We start from the raw sequence: 14,799 nt of genomic DNA, 5'->3' as shown, positions 1-14,799 counted from the left end.
TCAGCGCGCCGTCGACCTAATCGATTGGTCGATCACACCGTTTACGACTCATGGCGAACGGGCCCTCACCTCCCCGAACCAGCCCAAGGGACGCCAGGTAGAAGTGACCGTCGCCAAAGGTTAGTGCAATTGAGAGCACGATAGAGCCATGAACGGGCACAATGAGCTGGCTACGTGGCGGAGGAAGAACGATGAAAACACCTATGATGCAGGCTTTGACACCGACACTTTCCGGTGGGCGCCGACCCTTGCGTTTTGGCCACGACCAGATAGCCGATGTCATCACCGAGACTTTGGAAAAGTTTCCCTCGAACACCGCTGTGCGCACGAGCGAGAATGGCGACGTAAGCTACCGGACGCTGGGGGCGTCCGCGTCCAGCCTCGTGGAGGGCTTGAAGGCCGTTGGCGTCCATCCTGGTGACGCGGTCGTTTTCAGACTTCCGCGATCGGTTGAATTGGTTACGGCTGTTCTCGCCACGCAACTGCTGGGCGTTGCCTTCGTGCCTGTTGATCAAGCGGAGTCCGGCCAACGGTTGGACCACATACTCCGCAACACGGGCGCGCGCGCCATTGTCAGTTTGGACGCAGCCGGTTCAATGAGCGTCGAGCGCATTTCCGCACACGATGGCGGCAACTCGGCATTTCCAAACATCGCGTACGTCATGCACACCTCTGGAAGCACGGGAGTGCCGAAAGGGGTACCGGTCTCCCAGGCAGCTCTTCTGAATTTGGTCGACTGGTATATCGACATGATCGATTTCTCGGAGGGCGCCAGCATTTCGCAGCTTACGCGGCCAGCATTCGATGTCTCGATTCCCGAGTTCTTAGTGCCATTTGCAACCGGCGGGACAATTGTCTTGCCCGGCACGCAACTGCAAACGCAAATCATTCAAACAATCGAGTTCCTGATCCAAAGCGGCACGAATGTCATTCAGATGGTTCCAACGCTGCTGCGACGCTTCCTTGGAAGCCTCGAACGTCTTCCCCACATAGCAGCACGGTTTACAGATCTCAAATATGTAGTCTGCAATGGCGAATCCCTACCAAATTCCATTAGGCGACGATTTTACTCGGTTCTCCCCAACGCGGCGCTAATAAATAGCTACGGGCCTACCGAATGCTGTGTTGCCGTTAGTTACCACCATTGCCCTCGTGGTGAGGCAGACCTCCCGATGTTCATCGGAAAACCAGCATGCAATGTCGATTTCTATGTTCTTGACGACGAAACCCAGTCGAACGTTGGGCTTGGAGTCGAGGGCGAGCTCTGGGTGGGAGGCGTGCAGACGTCCCAACGCTATGTGGCTGACGAAGTCCAATCGAAACTGCGCTTCGTGCCATTCATGACGGCCAACGGCGAGCAAGTGCTATACCGCACTGGTGATTATGTCGCGGCATCGGAAGAGCATGGATTGTTGTTTATCGGAAGAAAGGATGATCAGATCAAGTATCGAGGAACCCGATTGGAGAAGGGGGAAATCACCAGCGCGATCGATAAGATGGGCCTATGTACGGATTCAGCGGTGGTCGTGGTGGACGGAGACAACGACGCGAGCCAGGAGCTTGTGTGCATGGTGACGCCCGCGAGTGCCGACGTGGATGAAGTTCACCGGCGGCTATTGGATGCGTTGCCGAAGGATCGTGTTCCGAAGCTCGTTGTGCCTCTTATCGAGCTTCCTTTTACTGCCAACGGAAAACTCGATCAGCGCGCGCTTGAAAGGTCAGCGAAGCTGGCGCTCAGGCCGAATGTGAAGCATGCCGCACCCCAGACCGAACATGCACCGAAATCCCCGTTGGATCATGTGCTGGAAGCGGTACACGCCGTCAAGGGAAGATTGGCGTTACCCAGTAGGACAGCTCGGGAGTATGATATTGATTCGCTGAACTTCCTCGAAATACAGCTCAAGTTGGCGGAAAGCGGCTTGATGTTCGGGGAGGACGTTTATCGAGAGCAAAATCTCTCGCTCGAGGAGTGGGCAAGGCGAATTAGACCGGTCGATGGCAGCGGATGTCAAGCGGGTGCGATAGGCAACTGCGGACAAGCTGCCGGTTTTAGGGACGAGCTCGCGCAAATTGTCGAACACATTCATGCACGGGGCCCCAGCATGATTGTCCTGCATTCATCGCTTGTAGCATTGAAGAACGTGAGGGCGAATGAGGTGGCGTCCATTCTTCTAGAAGCGTTAGAGCGCGTCTCCGCTTCGTCCACGGTCATTCTCCCAGCGTTCACGTTGAGCTACTGCGCCACGCGATGCTTTCATTGGACGAAGACGAAGTCCGAAACAGGCGTGTTGGCCGATCTCGTGATGCGAGAGCTTCCCTCTGGGCGCACCAAACATCCCGCTTATTCGATGGTCGTGACCGGCCCGAGGACTGAAGAATTGTGCGAGACGGACTGGTGGAAATGCAGTCCGTTCGGTGACGACTCAATATTTGGCGAGATAAGCCGCTCAGATGGCTTGATAATCGGCCTAGGCACATCAAATTTTACTCATGTGCATAGATGCGAACTCTTAGCGGATGTGCCTTACGGTAAGACAATGAACTTGAGTGGGGTTGCCGACTTCGGAGGAGGCCCGACGGATGTCTCGACGTCGGTTTATAGTCGCGACATTAAGGGCCGACCCGAATATTCGTTCCTCGCACACGACACTGAGCGTGACGTTCGCGAGATGAGAGATGTGCTGCGAGAGTTCGCAATAGCTGGGACCTACGCGAGATTGGTGCACGCAAGAGAGATGGAGTCCAAGCTCGTTCCCGTCATGCGGACCGAACCATATGGGTTCTTACATGAGAGGGCCAGAGCCGAGGCGCAGCGCGCATATCCGAGTTAACCAATCGCTAGCTTCGACGAAACGCGACATGTGTTGCACCTAAGGCCTTAGGAGCTAAGATATGACAGCCGGAAGGAAAGGTTTCATTCAGCCGACTAGCTCAAGTGAGGAAATGTTTGATGCGAGGCGATTGGATGGCGATACACCATCAGTAGTTTATGCGTTTGCTGATGGCCGCTTCGCCGGCAATCCGGCGGCAGTGATGCTCTATGATCGATATCCGGCGACGGCCGAGTGCCAGCGGCTGGCGCGACTATTTCGCCAGCCCGTGACAGTGTTTCTTCGCCCCTTGGAAGAGACAGGCCATTTTGAAATTCGCTGGTTCACGCAAAACGCCGAACTGGACCTCTGCGGGCATGGAACATTTGCGGCGACATACTGGCTTTTTCGTACCGGTTGCGGTCGGTCGGATCGAATCTCCTATCACGCTCGGAGCGGGCTTCTCGACGCTTGGCTGCAAGGCGACGCCATACAAGTCGCGCTTCCGGTCATCCATACAGCTCCGGCAGATCCGATGGAATATGACGCTGTCCAACGATGCATAGGTATCCCGGTTAGGGAGATTCGGAAAGCATATGACGATTACGTTGTTGTCGTCGAGAACGAACGTGTCGTTCTTGACTATGAGCCGAATTTTCAAGGCATAGCTCAGATCGATTGCCGCGGTATCGTTCTCACGACCCAGGTCGATTCGCACGGAGCGCTCGGTGAATTTGATATCGTATCAAGAGTTTTTTTGCCCAGAATCGCAATCGACGAAGATCAGGTCTGCGTGTCGGCGCATTGTAAGCTCTATCCATATTGGGCCAAGGTCTTAGGTAAAACGGACTTGCGAGCGCTGCAGGCATCGGAGAGCGGGGGAGTCCTTGAGCTCTCATCATGGGATGGTCGTGTCATCGTTAAGGGAAGAGCCAAGCTAGCTTGAAAAATTCACGGAGTGGCGGATGTGGTGCAAGCGGTTGAGCTGACATACTCGTCGGTGAAGAACCGCACTTCAGCTCGGGGCGAGGTGAAGTCGGAGGATGAGCTGGACGAGGATTTGGTGCAACAAAAGTTCCAGCCGGCGGATGAGGGCGACGGAAGTTGTAGCCGGCGGCGGCGAGAACAGCATTGGTGGAATCGCCCCGCCGCTGCCAGAGATAATTCCGGCCCATCCGATGTTCGGCGCTTTCAATGGGATTGTTTGCGCGTAAGTGATCCCAATGCTCGGCAGGAAAGTCGTAGAAGGCCAGCCGCGCATCGTGATCCTTGACCAGACATTCGAATGCTCGCCCACGACACGGGTGCGTCCGTCGGCAAGCTTCAAATCCTTCACCGTGGCAAGAAACGTCTCGACTTCGGCCTCGATATCCTGTGCCAGACAGCTGCCGCGCACCGGCACGCAGGACATTGGTCAGTGGATCATCGATCTTATCGGGCTGACGAAGCGCGCTCAGAGTGAACTGGCTCGCTACTCAGATCTTCGGCAAACGGAATCCTATCCAGCATGCTGATAGAAGCGCGGAGTCGTACTCATTTGAGAAACACGAATTTCGCTACGGAGGAGGGCGGTCTATACAAGGAGGTCGATATGCTCTCATTGGATCACCTCTATTGTGGGGACCGGGTCCGAACACGGTACCTACAGATCACGTGGCGCAAGGCGACGCCGAGAAGTCAATGGGCCTAGTCTACCTTCACGCAGAGCTCCATGCCAACTTTGAACGGCAGCATTAAGCCCAGAAACCCGTTTGCTGGATCTCGGATAAACTCGAGGAAATCGGGCTCGGCGCCGTCGTTCATCACGTATCCCCCAATTCGCACTTGCGGTGCCACAATCTCTATAACTTCTCGAGCCAAAGAGGGGCCGTCATTCACAGGCCAACCGTCTACCAGAACGAAATCTACAGGACCGCCCAAATCACGCAAAGTTCGCCGAGCGTCCCCTTCCCTAATCTCGGCGTAGTCCAAGAGACCTGCATGGCGAAGGTTGCGACGTGCTGCTGCGGCCTTCGCGGAAACGAGTTCCGATCCAATCACAACACCACCGCCGTTATCACGCAACGCGGCAGCGAGATACAGTGTTGACATTCCGGTAGACGTCGCAAATTCCGCAACGCGCTTCGTACTAAGCCATCGACAAAGCAGATAAATCAGTTCGCCCTGCTCCGGCGCAATGCCAAGTCCGTGCTCTACGTAGTGAAACGGATTGCAGCTCGCTTTGGGATCGTTACCCGGTCCACCACCAGGGGGATGCGGTTCCGACAGCAATCGTGCAGTTACCTTATGAAAGTTCTCATCCTGAATAAGACTAGATGCAGCGGCCTTCAACATGAGTTCCATTTCTCCGGTCTACGTGCGAGCCTTAAAAGCTGTTTATGTCTGTATCGCCATCGTAGGTCACGACTAGCTTCACGGCATCGCAGCGGCTTCTTGAGCAGGCGACACCGAACGCCCTTCAAGCCCCGTGCCAAATCGCGAAAGATCGATTTGTAAAGACTATTTCTAAGGGGACCCGTCGTGGTCCGACAGCACGCCACAAATGCGCTGGCGGGAGATGGCAAAGTGCCCCGATACAATCACGCAGTATGGTCGGAAGTGTTCGGCTAGTCGAGCGGAGCATAGGACGCTTCCATGATCTCCTAAATTGCTACTGTTCGGACCGCGTAGAAGGGTCTGGAGCAAAGAAGTATTTGGACGCCTTTGCTCGCCTTGTCGACGAAGGGCAAATCTGTCGTCTGACGACCAACGGCTGCTGAACCGCGCTTTGAGGAATTGGCTCTCGGCAGAAGCAGCTTGGCTGGCGGTCGGCACAGGACGCGGCGCCGGCCAGATGATCGTCATGACCACGTTCATTGTGACCGTATAACTCGATGACGTCGATCCGCACGTTCAATTTGCGGACTCTTCATTGTCCCTTGGATCCCGCGATAGATGTAAAATGACCAACCCGCGGCACCTTCGAGTTCACTGGCGGCACGGAACTTCTCACGCTTGAGAATAACCACATTTCTACGACGTCACGCGTTTTGCGCGGGCAAATATCGGCTCTGAAGAGCAAGCCTGCTCGCAAGCAGATGGAAACGCAGGACGAGGAGTCCCGCGTAGACGGTCATCCCGATTGACAAGCCAATCCAGATCCCAATGGCGCCAAGGCCGAGCTTGAAACCAAGCACGTAGCTAAGCGAGAAGCCGATCAGCCAATAAGCGATGCCCGCAAACAGAAGCGGCATACGCGTGTCCTTCAGGCCGCGCAGGCCGCCCGCCGCAGTGCTCTGCGCGGCATCAGCGATTAAAAAGCTCGCGCTACCCAAAAGGAGCTTTGCAGTCAGCCCGATTGTCGCGTCGGGATCGCTCGCCGTTTCGCCCAAAAACAATTTGGCGATCTGAAAACGCGCGGCGATTACCGCAAGCGTCAGTATAGCCGCGATCGCGCTACCGAGAATCATCGCGACCAAACCTGCCCTCTTGATGTCGGCACTGTTATTGCGGCCGACCGCGCTACCAACGCGCACGGCCGCCGCCATACTGATACTGAAATGGATCATCGCAAGAATGGTGGCGATCTGAACCGCAATTTGATGAGCGGCAAGTGTGCCGGTGCTGATTAAGCCGGTCAGGAGCGCTGCGGCCGAGAATAGTCCGGTTTCCAACAAGAAGGCAATTGAGATCGGCGTCCCGATCACGATTAGCTGCCGCATTGCTGGCCAATCGAAGCGCCAAAGATGCGCAAATAAGCGGTAGTCACGGAAAGGGCGGTGCATTGTGGCGAACCACAAGCCAGCAAGAAACGTCGCATAGTTCACCAGAGTGGTCGCAAGACCCGCCCCGAATAGCTCCAGCCGCGGCAGGCCGAGCTTGCCGTAGATCAGCAGATAGGCTAGCAGAGCATTGAGGGGGATGGCCGCGAGCGTGGTCCATAAGACCGGCTCCGGCCGATTGATTGCGCTCATAAAACCACGAATCGCGAGAAAAGATAACGCGGGCGCCACGCCCCATGCCAATCCGAACAAATATTGCTCGGCAAGCCGTGCTGCGTCCTGCGCTTGGCCAAGAAGGAGCAGGGTTTGTTCTCCGCACAGCATAAGTGCCATGACCGGGAGCGATAGCAGCAGCGCCGCCCATAGCCCCATGCGCAGCGAGCGCCGTACCACGGCTAGATTATTCGCCCCAAACGCTTCCGCCGTCAACGGTATGATCGCCACGAGCAGGCCCACCCCGAAGGTGATGCTGGTGAGATAGATCCTGCCGGCTAGCGCAACCGCTGCGACCGCTTCTGTGCTGATGCGTCCTAAGAAGGCAAGATTGGTCGTCATCATCGCGATCTGCCCAAGCTGCGTCAGTACCATCGGCCAAGCAAGTTTCACAGTTTCGCTTAGCTCGATAGCGACATGATGGCCAGCCGCCCGTCTCGTCAGCTCGTATTGCAGAGCCGATTCTGATTTTGATTCGCGTATCTCGTCCATCGAGTCATCCTCCCTACTTTGCCTCGGTGAACAAACGATCCTCTTGTCTCACCGAGATCATACTGTTCTTCGCCATGGCCCGCGAATGTGGGCGGCGCGGTCCGCTCGATGACAGGCGTGACCACCATGACATCATCATCGCTGCCAAACGAGGTGAGCGGTTTAAGACTGCGACCCCACAGACGGTATAGGCCGGCGCGCGCTTTTGTCGGCGTGAAATGGAATTGCACGTAGGGGTCGGCCTTTCTCCTCGAGATGGAGGTGGTGCATCGGATCGAAAGCCCTGTTTGAGATTCAGCGCTCCATCAGTGGCAGGAGCCTCGAAGGCGCCTGGAGGTGCGGCGGACGCTGAGCCGCCCCTGATCGACGACCTTCAAACGCTCGGCGCTCGCTTGCACAGGCCGCAGTACGGCGACCTTGGTCTCCATCCGCCCGCTGGGCGGGCAAAGCCGATTATCTCGGTATCCCTACCCGCGAATTGCCAGCGACCATCGCAAAGCCACCCCCCGTCATAGCGCGGTTTGAGGGCGCCGCAGGACGGCTTAGCTTTACGCGGGCTAAACGCATGCTGGGGCAACCGACTTCTGCCGCAAATGCCTCTTCCTCAGGTGTCGATCTCGAGCCCCTGGCATGAACACGCTTATCTGATCCAGCTCGTGAACGCGCGGTATGTGGAGAACTTGGGCCGCGACGCCCCAGCCTGTCGCGATCCGTGCCGCATGCCTAGGGACGCCCCCTACAATCACCACGCAGAGTTCACGTCCACCAGAGGACAAGATTTGGTTGCGCAAACCCGAAGAAGCAGTTCAGTAGAAGGCGACGCTTTCCATTGCCTGATTGTCGGGTGACGCCGTGAATGAAACCGCCATCGATCAGAGCGATATCCCCGGCCTTAAGCTGGAGATCGAGAGACGGAACGGAGTCGAGATAAGCTGTCGAATAGGGATAGCCTCTGGTCTCGACCCCCTGAGACTTTCGGTCGTCGGCTGTTGGCTTATGGCCCCAGATCCTCAGGTCGCCGCCTTCCTCGGGCATGCTAGGATAGAAGTTAAGCGCTACGACGGTGTTTTTGGCCACAGCAGCAAGATCGTATCCTTCCCCGGCATATAGGACTTGAGCGACGTCATCGTGAGGCTCTAAAGCGTACGTGCCGGTACCAGACCAACAAATGGCGCGACAAACGTTAGCTTGGCCGTGCTTTGAACGAGCAAGCCTCAATTCAATACCCTGATTGTGAAGCACACGTCGCAGCGCATCGAACAATCCCCGGACCGGATCAACCAAATTGCCAAAAAGAGCGTCTACGAACGGGCGTGCATTTTCCGCCTCTGCAAAATAGGTGGTGGCATCCTTCCTGTAATGAGAAGCGCCGACATATTGTCCGGGAACGCCATCTTGCCGCTCCTTGAGACCGGGATTGCTGGTGAAATTCGCGGTGATCTCATCGGCTACCTCGGCACTGAAGCCTTGTCTGATGTGCAGGCCAGTGAGCTCACCTTTCATGATTGAGATGATCTCCGCAGTGCTGATCGAGCCGATTCTTTCTCTGATCGCTAGAGGCGAGATGGCGGGCGCTTGAGATACATGGGCAATCACCATTGGCTACTCCTGTAGTGCATGATCGAGGATCGCAATAGCACGATCAAGTTCTTCATCTGTGATGGTAATCGGCGGTAGGATTTTGATAACGTCTCGATTTGGTCCCGAAGATTCGATCAGCAGGCCATTTTCGAACGCGACGTCGTGCACACGACCGACGGTGGCCTGTGAACGGCACTTGAGCCCAGCCATCAGCCCGCGGCCGCGTTTCTGTTCGATTATTCCGGGAAATTTCTCAACGAGGCGATCAAGGTACCTTTGCAGTTTGGACGCCGTCCGCTCGATGCCTGCGATAAACAGCCTGTCGGACCACATTTTGCACATGGCTCCTCCGGTCACGAAGCCAAGATTATTGCCTCTGAAGGTCCCGCTATGTTCTCCAGGTCTCCACACGTCTATGTCGGGCCGAATTAGAACAATAGATAGCGGATTACCTGAGCCGCTTAGCGATTTCGAAAGGCACACGATGTCCGGCTCGATTTTCGCGAACTCGAATGAGAAGAAATCGCCAGTTCGTCCCGCACCTGCCTGAATGTCGTCGACGATAAAAATAACGCCGTGTTTGCGGCAAATGCGCTGCATCTCTGTGAGCCAAGCTGCGGATGCGGTGTTCATGCCGCCTTCTGCCTGGATAGTTTCCAGAATGATTGCGGCGGGTTTTTCTATACCGCTCCCTGGGTCGCCCAATACGTAGTCGATATAACTCGCGGAATCGAAAGCTCGGTCGGGATAGCCCTCGTAGGGAACACGAATCACGTCGTGCCGAGCAACTCCGCCTAGCTCCCGGGTTGAGGCCGAGCCCGACACTGCCAGGGAGCCGAGCGACATGCCGTGAAATGCATTTGTGAAGGCCATGACGCTCGAGCGGCCAGTATATTTTCGCGCCAGCGCCAGCGCCGCTTCATTAGCGTTTGTGCCAGTCGGCCCAGGAAACTGTATCTTGTAAGAAAGACCTCTGGGTTTTAGGATCGAGTCGACGAAGACCTCAATGAATTCACGTTTTGCCGCTGTATACATATCAAGCGACAAAAGAATGTTCCCGCCGGCGAGATATTCAATTGCTGGTGCGATAATATTTGGGTTGTTGTGTCCATAGTTAAGTGCGCCCGACCCAACAAAAAAGTCGATATAGGTCTTACCAGACTCGTCCCAGATCGTCGCCCCAAGGGCCTTCATAAACACTGTGGGAAACGACCGCCCATAGCGACAAACGTTTGACTCGTGAGCCGCGAAAACGTCGGTATTCATTTTAGTGGTAGACCTCCAGATAAGCATCGCATGCAACGAGATAGTGATCGAATCGCAATTTGTTGGCGGGAGACGTTTCTCATCCGCTCCGAGCAGTTGAGCTATGACATGCATTTCCAGCTGTTGATTTCATTGCTGCTGCTGATTTCTTAAAGCTCATTTGCTCATCGACTTCATCGGTCTAGCAGCGACCCTGAATTTTCGAGGGTTGATAGACGCTGGTGAACAATGCAGAGGTACAGATCGGATCCGCCGCGCCATGAGGTCGGTCCGCCAACCAAACGTGAGTATGAGCGCACGCTCCATGGCTCACGAGTCGGCAACTTGCGTGGCTCGCTGCTCACTCCGCTCATGGTGGTCTCCTTCGCAAGTAGGTGGTTCATTTAGCAAGCACATGCCTCTCTTAGATTGCGAGAAACTGTCGATGATACCGACGGAACCTGCGCGCGCTTCGGCAAGGCTGAGTTTGTGCGACACGTGTCTCCCCGAAAGGGCTCGGCTAAACTTAGCTGAGAAACGCCAACAGCCAACCTATTAAGGCTGGTAGTCTTTGATCGTGAGGTATACTCGATCTTAGGTGCGCGTCGTTGATTTCGTAAGGCCGAATGCCTTGTTTTTCGAGGAGCGGTTCCGAGCTGTGGGGATTCCTTTGCGCAGGATGCGCAACTGATTCAGGCCGCCTGCAAAGCGGAAGAGCGCCTCGAAGGTATCATTCGCCCTGCAACATTGCTCTTACGCAGTTTTGCGTGCAACTCCACTCTGTTCTGCACCGATAGGTCTGGCCTGAAGCAGATCGAGTTTGCCGCGGCCGTATAACAAGTTTGAAGCGGGTGATCTGCCCCTTGGTCTGTCCGTTGGACCAAGGCAACGTGATTGCCGCCAGAACCGTCGCTTCATCGATCGTAACGACGCGTGCGAATGAGGCAACTGGGATTGGCACGAGCTAGCTCGGTCTGACAAGGCGAGGCTGCAACGGGTCATCGATGTCTCGAGGTTCGACAAGGGCGGGAACGCCAACCTCGCCGCGGGCTACAGGACTTCGAGAGCGTATCCACTCCGACCATCATGAGGCGAGTGATTGTTCTGGCCGATGGGACCCAGTGAAGGTTTTCGACGTCGGACTTTTCCTGACCGCCGTCTACGTGTCGTCCACTCAGCGACAACGCGAAGGGAGCCTCGGAAGCCGCGTGCCCTTTAAACGGCGCCCAAATTCAGCGCCGTTTCGGCAGCCGGCGGCCCCACTTGTCGTCGAGGCATGGCAGATGCTAGTCGAGTGAACCGTACCGGGTCCGGAAGATATCGTGGCGTTCGCCCTGGATGTTGCTATGGCCCATTTGGCGCATAATCTGCTTGATCGGCGTTCCGCCTTCGACAGGGCCAAGATCGTCGCATTGGTCTCTTCGTAGCGGAGATAGCCCTCATACGTAGGCGCTCGGCCGCGGTGAGAAGTTTGAAACGATTGCCATCGCTCCGATTGCGCTGCGGATCTGGCGCATCCATTTGCGAACGGCATCTAGAGCCCGGCTGGCGTTCTCCATCGGATGCCAACGATCTGCGACCTGAACAGCGTGCGGCAGGGCCTTTGCCGCGGCTTGGCCATATCCCCCCGCTGCGGTGCGGGCGACGATCGCGATCGTGAGAGGGTGAGAATGATTTTGTTCTTGCCCGGAGAATTTTAGGTTTGATGGGCTGGAAGGCGGCGACCGTAGCGTTGGGTTGAGCCGGCGCCGAACGACCGCGATCTGAGCAAACCGGCCGATGCTAGGCCGGTGCTGCGGCGCGTTGTGGGCGCCTGCTGGCGCGGGCTCCTCTTCATGCCGCGACCTGCACCTTGGCGTGCAAGACGAAGAAGCGCATGAGCGACCGCAAACCACAGTAGATGGATGCGGGCCTTGATCTTGAATAGTCGGCGCAGGCCCATGCGCCGGGCATGGGCATTGATGCATTCGTGCTCGGCGCGCAGCCGGTAGAATGCCTTGCCGTCCTCGCTCTGCATGCGTTTACGCCAATCCGCGGCCCCAACACCGTCGTCTTTCTTCGGCGCATAGGGATCCGTGCCATGCTTGGTTTGTCCCGCCGGGCACCACAGTTTGATGTCTTTGGCATGGGCCCATTCGATGTCGTCGCTCTTGGTGAAGCCGCCATCGATCAGATAATTGGAAGGCTCGTAGCCCTGAGCGTGCAGCATCTCGATCCCCGGTCGTGCCAAGCCGCGATCCGAGCCGCTGGTATCGCTATCGATCGCAACAATCACCTGGGGTTCCGGCGCCGATATGATTTGCAGGTTATAAGCCGGGCGCCACCCACCATCGGCCATCTTCATCACTCGTGCGTCGGCATCGGTGGTCGAAGCGCGCGGCTCCTTCTGCTTGGCCACCTGCTTCTTGTTGGTCTTCTCTCGCCGTTCCCGCTCGGCCTCCAGTTCCTTCATACCTCCTGCGCCGCCGCGATCCGCGCCTCGCGCTCGCGGGCGCCGCGCTCCTTGGCCGCGCGCTGGCGACGATCGCCAGCCGCCGGATCCGTCTCCACTTCGGCGCGTAGGCGTGCCACCCGCGTCTGTGCCGCGGTGAGCAGATCGCCAAGCCGCGCGCGCCGGCGGAAGGAGCTCGCCCCGGCACTTGCCCGCACCGGCAGGCCGTCCTGCGCCAACGTGTCGAGCGACACCAGGCCAGCTTGCACCATCGACGCGACGCCCTGCGCCAGAAGCCGCTCCAGGACCGCCATATGCGACATCCGGAAGGTCGACAGACTGTGATAGTTCATCGACACGCCGCCGCATAACCAGCGATAGACCAGATGATCACGGCACAACCGATCCAGTTGGCGGGCGCTGCCCACCCCATCGACCGTGGCCCACAGCCAGAGCGCCAACATCAGTGCCGGGTCCGCTGGTGGATGTCCGGGCTGGCCTTCGTGCGCCTTGATGAGGTCATGCAACGCCGACAAATCGAGCCCCTCGACGAACGCCCAGACTGCGCGGACCGGATGATCCTCCGAGATCAGATCGTCCAATGCCGCCACCTGCATGCCGATCTGACTGCGTTCCGGCACCCCCAGTCGCAGCGCACCGCGCCCTTCGGCCTGCGGTCTTGCCTGCTCGGGTAACCCCTCGAACAATTGCTCGTCAGCCATCGTCAGCCCTGCCTCGCGCACATGCTAACGAATCACAGCACCGAGGACGTGGCAAATGCTCTTTGCTAAAAAGATTCTCACCCTCTGAGGATGAGCAGCGAGCCAGGCTTGGGCGCTCCGGTGTGGCAGCAGGCTGATAACCTGGCGCCTTTCCAGGTTGCAGACGATGCTGGCGTATCGGTGATTGCGCAGCCGGGCCCAATCATCGATTTCCATTCCCTGAGCAGGCCAGCCGGTGGGGGGCTACGGCGTCGGACCACGCGCGGGAGCGTATCCTCCGTCGGCGAAGCGCTCAGTGAAGATTTCGGGCCGGCACAGGACGGCGTCGCAACGGAAACGGCGATCACCAGGAGCTGTACGATCCGCCCCGAGAGCCGAAGATCGGACTCGCGTGGTCGACACCAGCTATGGACACGTCGGGAAACTGTTCCGCACGATAGACACACACTAACGGTTCCGGACGCCCGGACCGCAATAACGACCTTATCACCTTCCTAGACTAGTATAGGGTTCGGACTCAATTGATCCAATAGGCGACGATCGCGGCGAGGTGGACGAATTGCGACACGCCTGAAATCCTTGCCGGCAGAAACAGTGCTCGATGACGTTGCGTCCTTTGTAGGCGCGTTTGTTGCTGTGGACCTGTCGGATTTGTTTGGAATGACGGGCTTCGCGCCGCGATTGACGACTTCGGCGCGAAATCCATCGCCATCGTAGCCTTTGTCCCAATGAGGGTAGACATGGGCGGCGCGAGTTTCAGAAGGGCTGGCCCTGCGGCAATATCGGCGTCTTGGCCCAGAGTGAGATGAAATGCGCAAGGTTTGCAATCAGGGTCGGTCAGCGCGTGGATTTTCGTGGTCCGCCCCCGCGCGAGCGGCCGATCGCCTGTTCATGTTTCCCCTTTCCGCCGCTCGCGGAGCGATGCGCCTTGATCGAGGTGAGTCGATGGACAAAGTCACGCCGTCCTTGCCGCAGCGGGCGAGCGCTTCAAAGATCGCCTGCCAATGTCCACGCTCGGCCCAGCGATTGAAACGATTGTAGATCGTCGTGTATGGACCATAGTCGGGCGGGCAATCGCGCCAGCGTCCGCCGCACTGAAGCATGTGAATGATACCGCTGATGATGCGTCGATCGTCATCGCGCACTGGGCCTGTCTGGTTGGCAAATGCGGCTCTATCTGAGCCCACTGCTTATCGTTGAGCCAGAACAGTCCTTTGCGCATCGAAGTCCCCCATGCCGAATCAACTCGGTGCGAGGGAATCAGAACGCGCTAACAGCGCCATGCAAACCGTCAGAGCCAAATTTGGAGGCCGGTTCATATCGAAGCGCTGGGACGCTCAGGGCGCGACAGTTTCAGCATCATGTAGCGGGCGCGCTGGATGCGTATTCATCGTTCTGTTCGAGCAGGATCGCGCCAACGAGCCGATGGCGTCGTCGCCATGCATGCTGTCGCGTTGTGACCGTGCGCTGTGACTTCGTTCTGGCATCGAGAACAAGGTAGATTTGCGGGAACTGCTCTTGACGCTCAAGGGTAAGCGTGGCGC

The 14,799-nt window shown here is 57.3% G+C and carries 7 protein-coding genes and 4 pseudogenes; 2 read left to right on the top strand and 9 right to left on the bottom strand.

Features of this window, described 5'->3' with window-relative positions; genetic code table 11:
• Nucleotides 1–191: 191 nt before the first annotated feature.
• Together AAE027_RS30635 and AAE027_RS30630 are read left to right on the top strand one after the other, a co-directional pair.
• Nucleotides 192–2,831 carry an AMP-binding protein gene (locus AAE027_RS30635; protein ID WP_370989681.1) on the top strand — a complete coding sequence of 880 codons (2,640 nt, stop codon included), beginning with the start codon at nucleotides 192–194 and terminating at the stop codon, nucleotides 2,829–2,831.
• A gap of 61 nt (nucleotides 2,832–2,892) precedes the next feature.
• Nucleotides 2,893–3,756 carry a PhzF family phenazine biosynthesis protein gene (locus tag AAE027_RS30630; RefSeq protein ID WP_370989680.1) on the top strand — a complete coding sequence of 288 codons (864 nt, stop codon included), beginning with the start codon at nucleotides 2,893–2,895 and terminating at the stop codon, nucleotides 3,754–3,756.
• A 69-nt stretch (nucleotides 3,757–3,825) separates the two neighbouring features.
• Here AAE027_RS30630 and AAE027_RS30625 read toward each other — a convergent pair.
• The 9 genes and pseudogenes from AAE027_RS30625 to AAE027_RS30585 all read right to left on the bottom strand — a co-directional run.
• Nucleotides 3,826–3,997 (bottom strand): annotated as a pseudogene (locus AAE027_RS30625) (IS5/IS1182 family transposase); the annotation flags it as partial.
• A gap of 107 nt (nucleotides 3,998–4,104) precedes the next feature.
• Nucleotides 4,105–4,267, bottom strand: a pseudogene (locus tag AAE027_RS30620) (IS256 family transposase); the annotation flags it as partial.
• A gap of 229 nt (nucleotides 4,268–4,496) precedes the next feature.
• Nucleotides 4,497–5,153, bottom strand: a complete 657-nt coding sequence (locus AAE027_RS30615) for an O-methyltransferase (RefSeq protein WP_370989679.1) — start codon at nucleotides 5,151–5,153, stop codon at nucleotides 4,497–4,499.
• Nucleotides 5,154–5,830: 677 nt separating this feature from the next.
• The gene (locus tag AAE027_RS30610) at nucleotides 5,831–7,276 is read right to left on the bottom strand and encodes an MATE family efflux transporter (RefSeq protein ID WP_370989678.1); all 1,446 of its coding nucleotides are present in this window, start codon (nucleotides 7,274–7,276) and stop codon (nucleotides 5,831–5,833) included.
• A gap of 756 nt (nucleotides 7,277–8,032) precedes the next feature.
• A complete protein-coding gene (locus AAE027_RS30605; protein WP_370989677.1) occupies nucleotides 8,033–8,875 on the bottom strand; it encodes a 2OG-Fe(II)-dependent halogenase WelO5 family protein in 843 nt (280 codons plus the stop codon).
• Between the two features lie 3 nt (nucleotides 8,876–8,878).
• Complete coding sequence (ectB, locus tag AAE027_RS30600; RefSeq protein WP_370989676.1) at nucleotides 8,879–10,123, bottom strand: diaminobutyrate--2-oxoglutarate transaminase; 1,245 nt, start codon at nucleotides 10,121–10,123, stop codon at nucleotides 8,879–8,881.
• Nucleotides 10,124–11,541: 1,418 nt separating this feature from the next.
• Entirely contained in the window at nucleotides 11,542–12,069 is a 528-nt protein-coding gene (locus tag AAE027_RS30595) for a transposase (RefSeq protein WP_370989684.1), read from the bottom strand.
• Nucleotides 11,967–13,255, bottom strand: a pseudogene (locus AAE027_RS30590) (IS1182 family transposase); the annotation flags it as partial. The gene AAE027_RS30595 and the pseudogene AAE027_RS30590, both read right to left, overlap by 103 nt.
• Nucleotides 13,256–13,749: 494 nt before the next feature.
• A pseudogene (locus tag AAE027_RS30585) lies at nucleotides 13,750–14,477 on the bottom strand (IS5 family transposase).
• Nucleotides 14,478–14,799 lie beyond the last annotated feature (322 nt).

Origin of the sequence: Bradyrhizobium sp. DN3, from assembly GCF_041357655.1 — a bacterium.
GTDB lineage: Bacteria > Pseudomonadota > Alphaproteobacteria > Rhizobiales > Xanthobacteraceae > Bradyrhizobium.
This window is presented reverse-complemented; position numbering and strand designations above follow the sequence as displayed.

What these genes read in the sequence shown, in the direction of transcription:
- AAE027_RS30635 (WP_370989681.1), top strand. Translation starts at nt 192, where the DNA reads ATGAAAACACCTATGATGCAGGCTTTGACACCGACACTTTCCGGTGGG.
- AAE027_RS30630 (WP_370989680.1), top strand. Translation starts at nt 2,893, where the DNA reads ATGACAGCCGGAAGGAAAGGTTTCATTCAGCCGACTAGCTCAAGTGAG.
- AAE027_RS30615 (WP_370989679.1), bottom strand. Translation starts at nt 5,153, where the DNA reads ATGGAACTCATGTTGAAGGCCGCTGCATCTAGTCTTATTCAGGATGAG.
- AAE027_RS30610 (WP_370989678.1), bottom strand. Translation starts at nt 7,276, where the DNA reads ATGGACGAGATACGCGAATCAAAATCAGAATCGGCTCTGCAATACGAG.
- AAE027_RS30605 (WP_370989677.1), bottom strand. Translation starts at nt 8,875, where the DNA reads ATGGTGATTGCCCATGTATCTCAAGCGCCCGCCATCTCGCCTCTAGCG.
- ectB (WP_370989676.1), bottom strand. Translation starts at nt 10,123, where the DNA reads ATGAATACCGACGTTTTCGCGGCTCACGAGTCAAACGTTTGTCGCTAT.
- AAE027_RS30595 (WP_370989684.1), bottom strand. Translation starts at nt 12,069, where the DNA reads ATGCATCAATGCCCATGCCCGGCGCATGGGCCTGCGCCGACTATTCAA.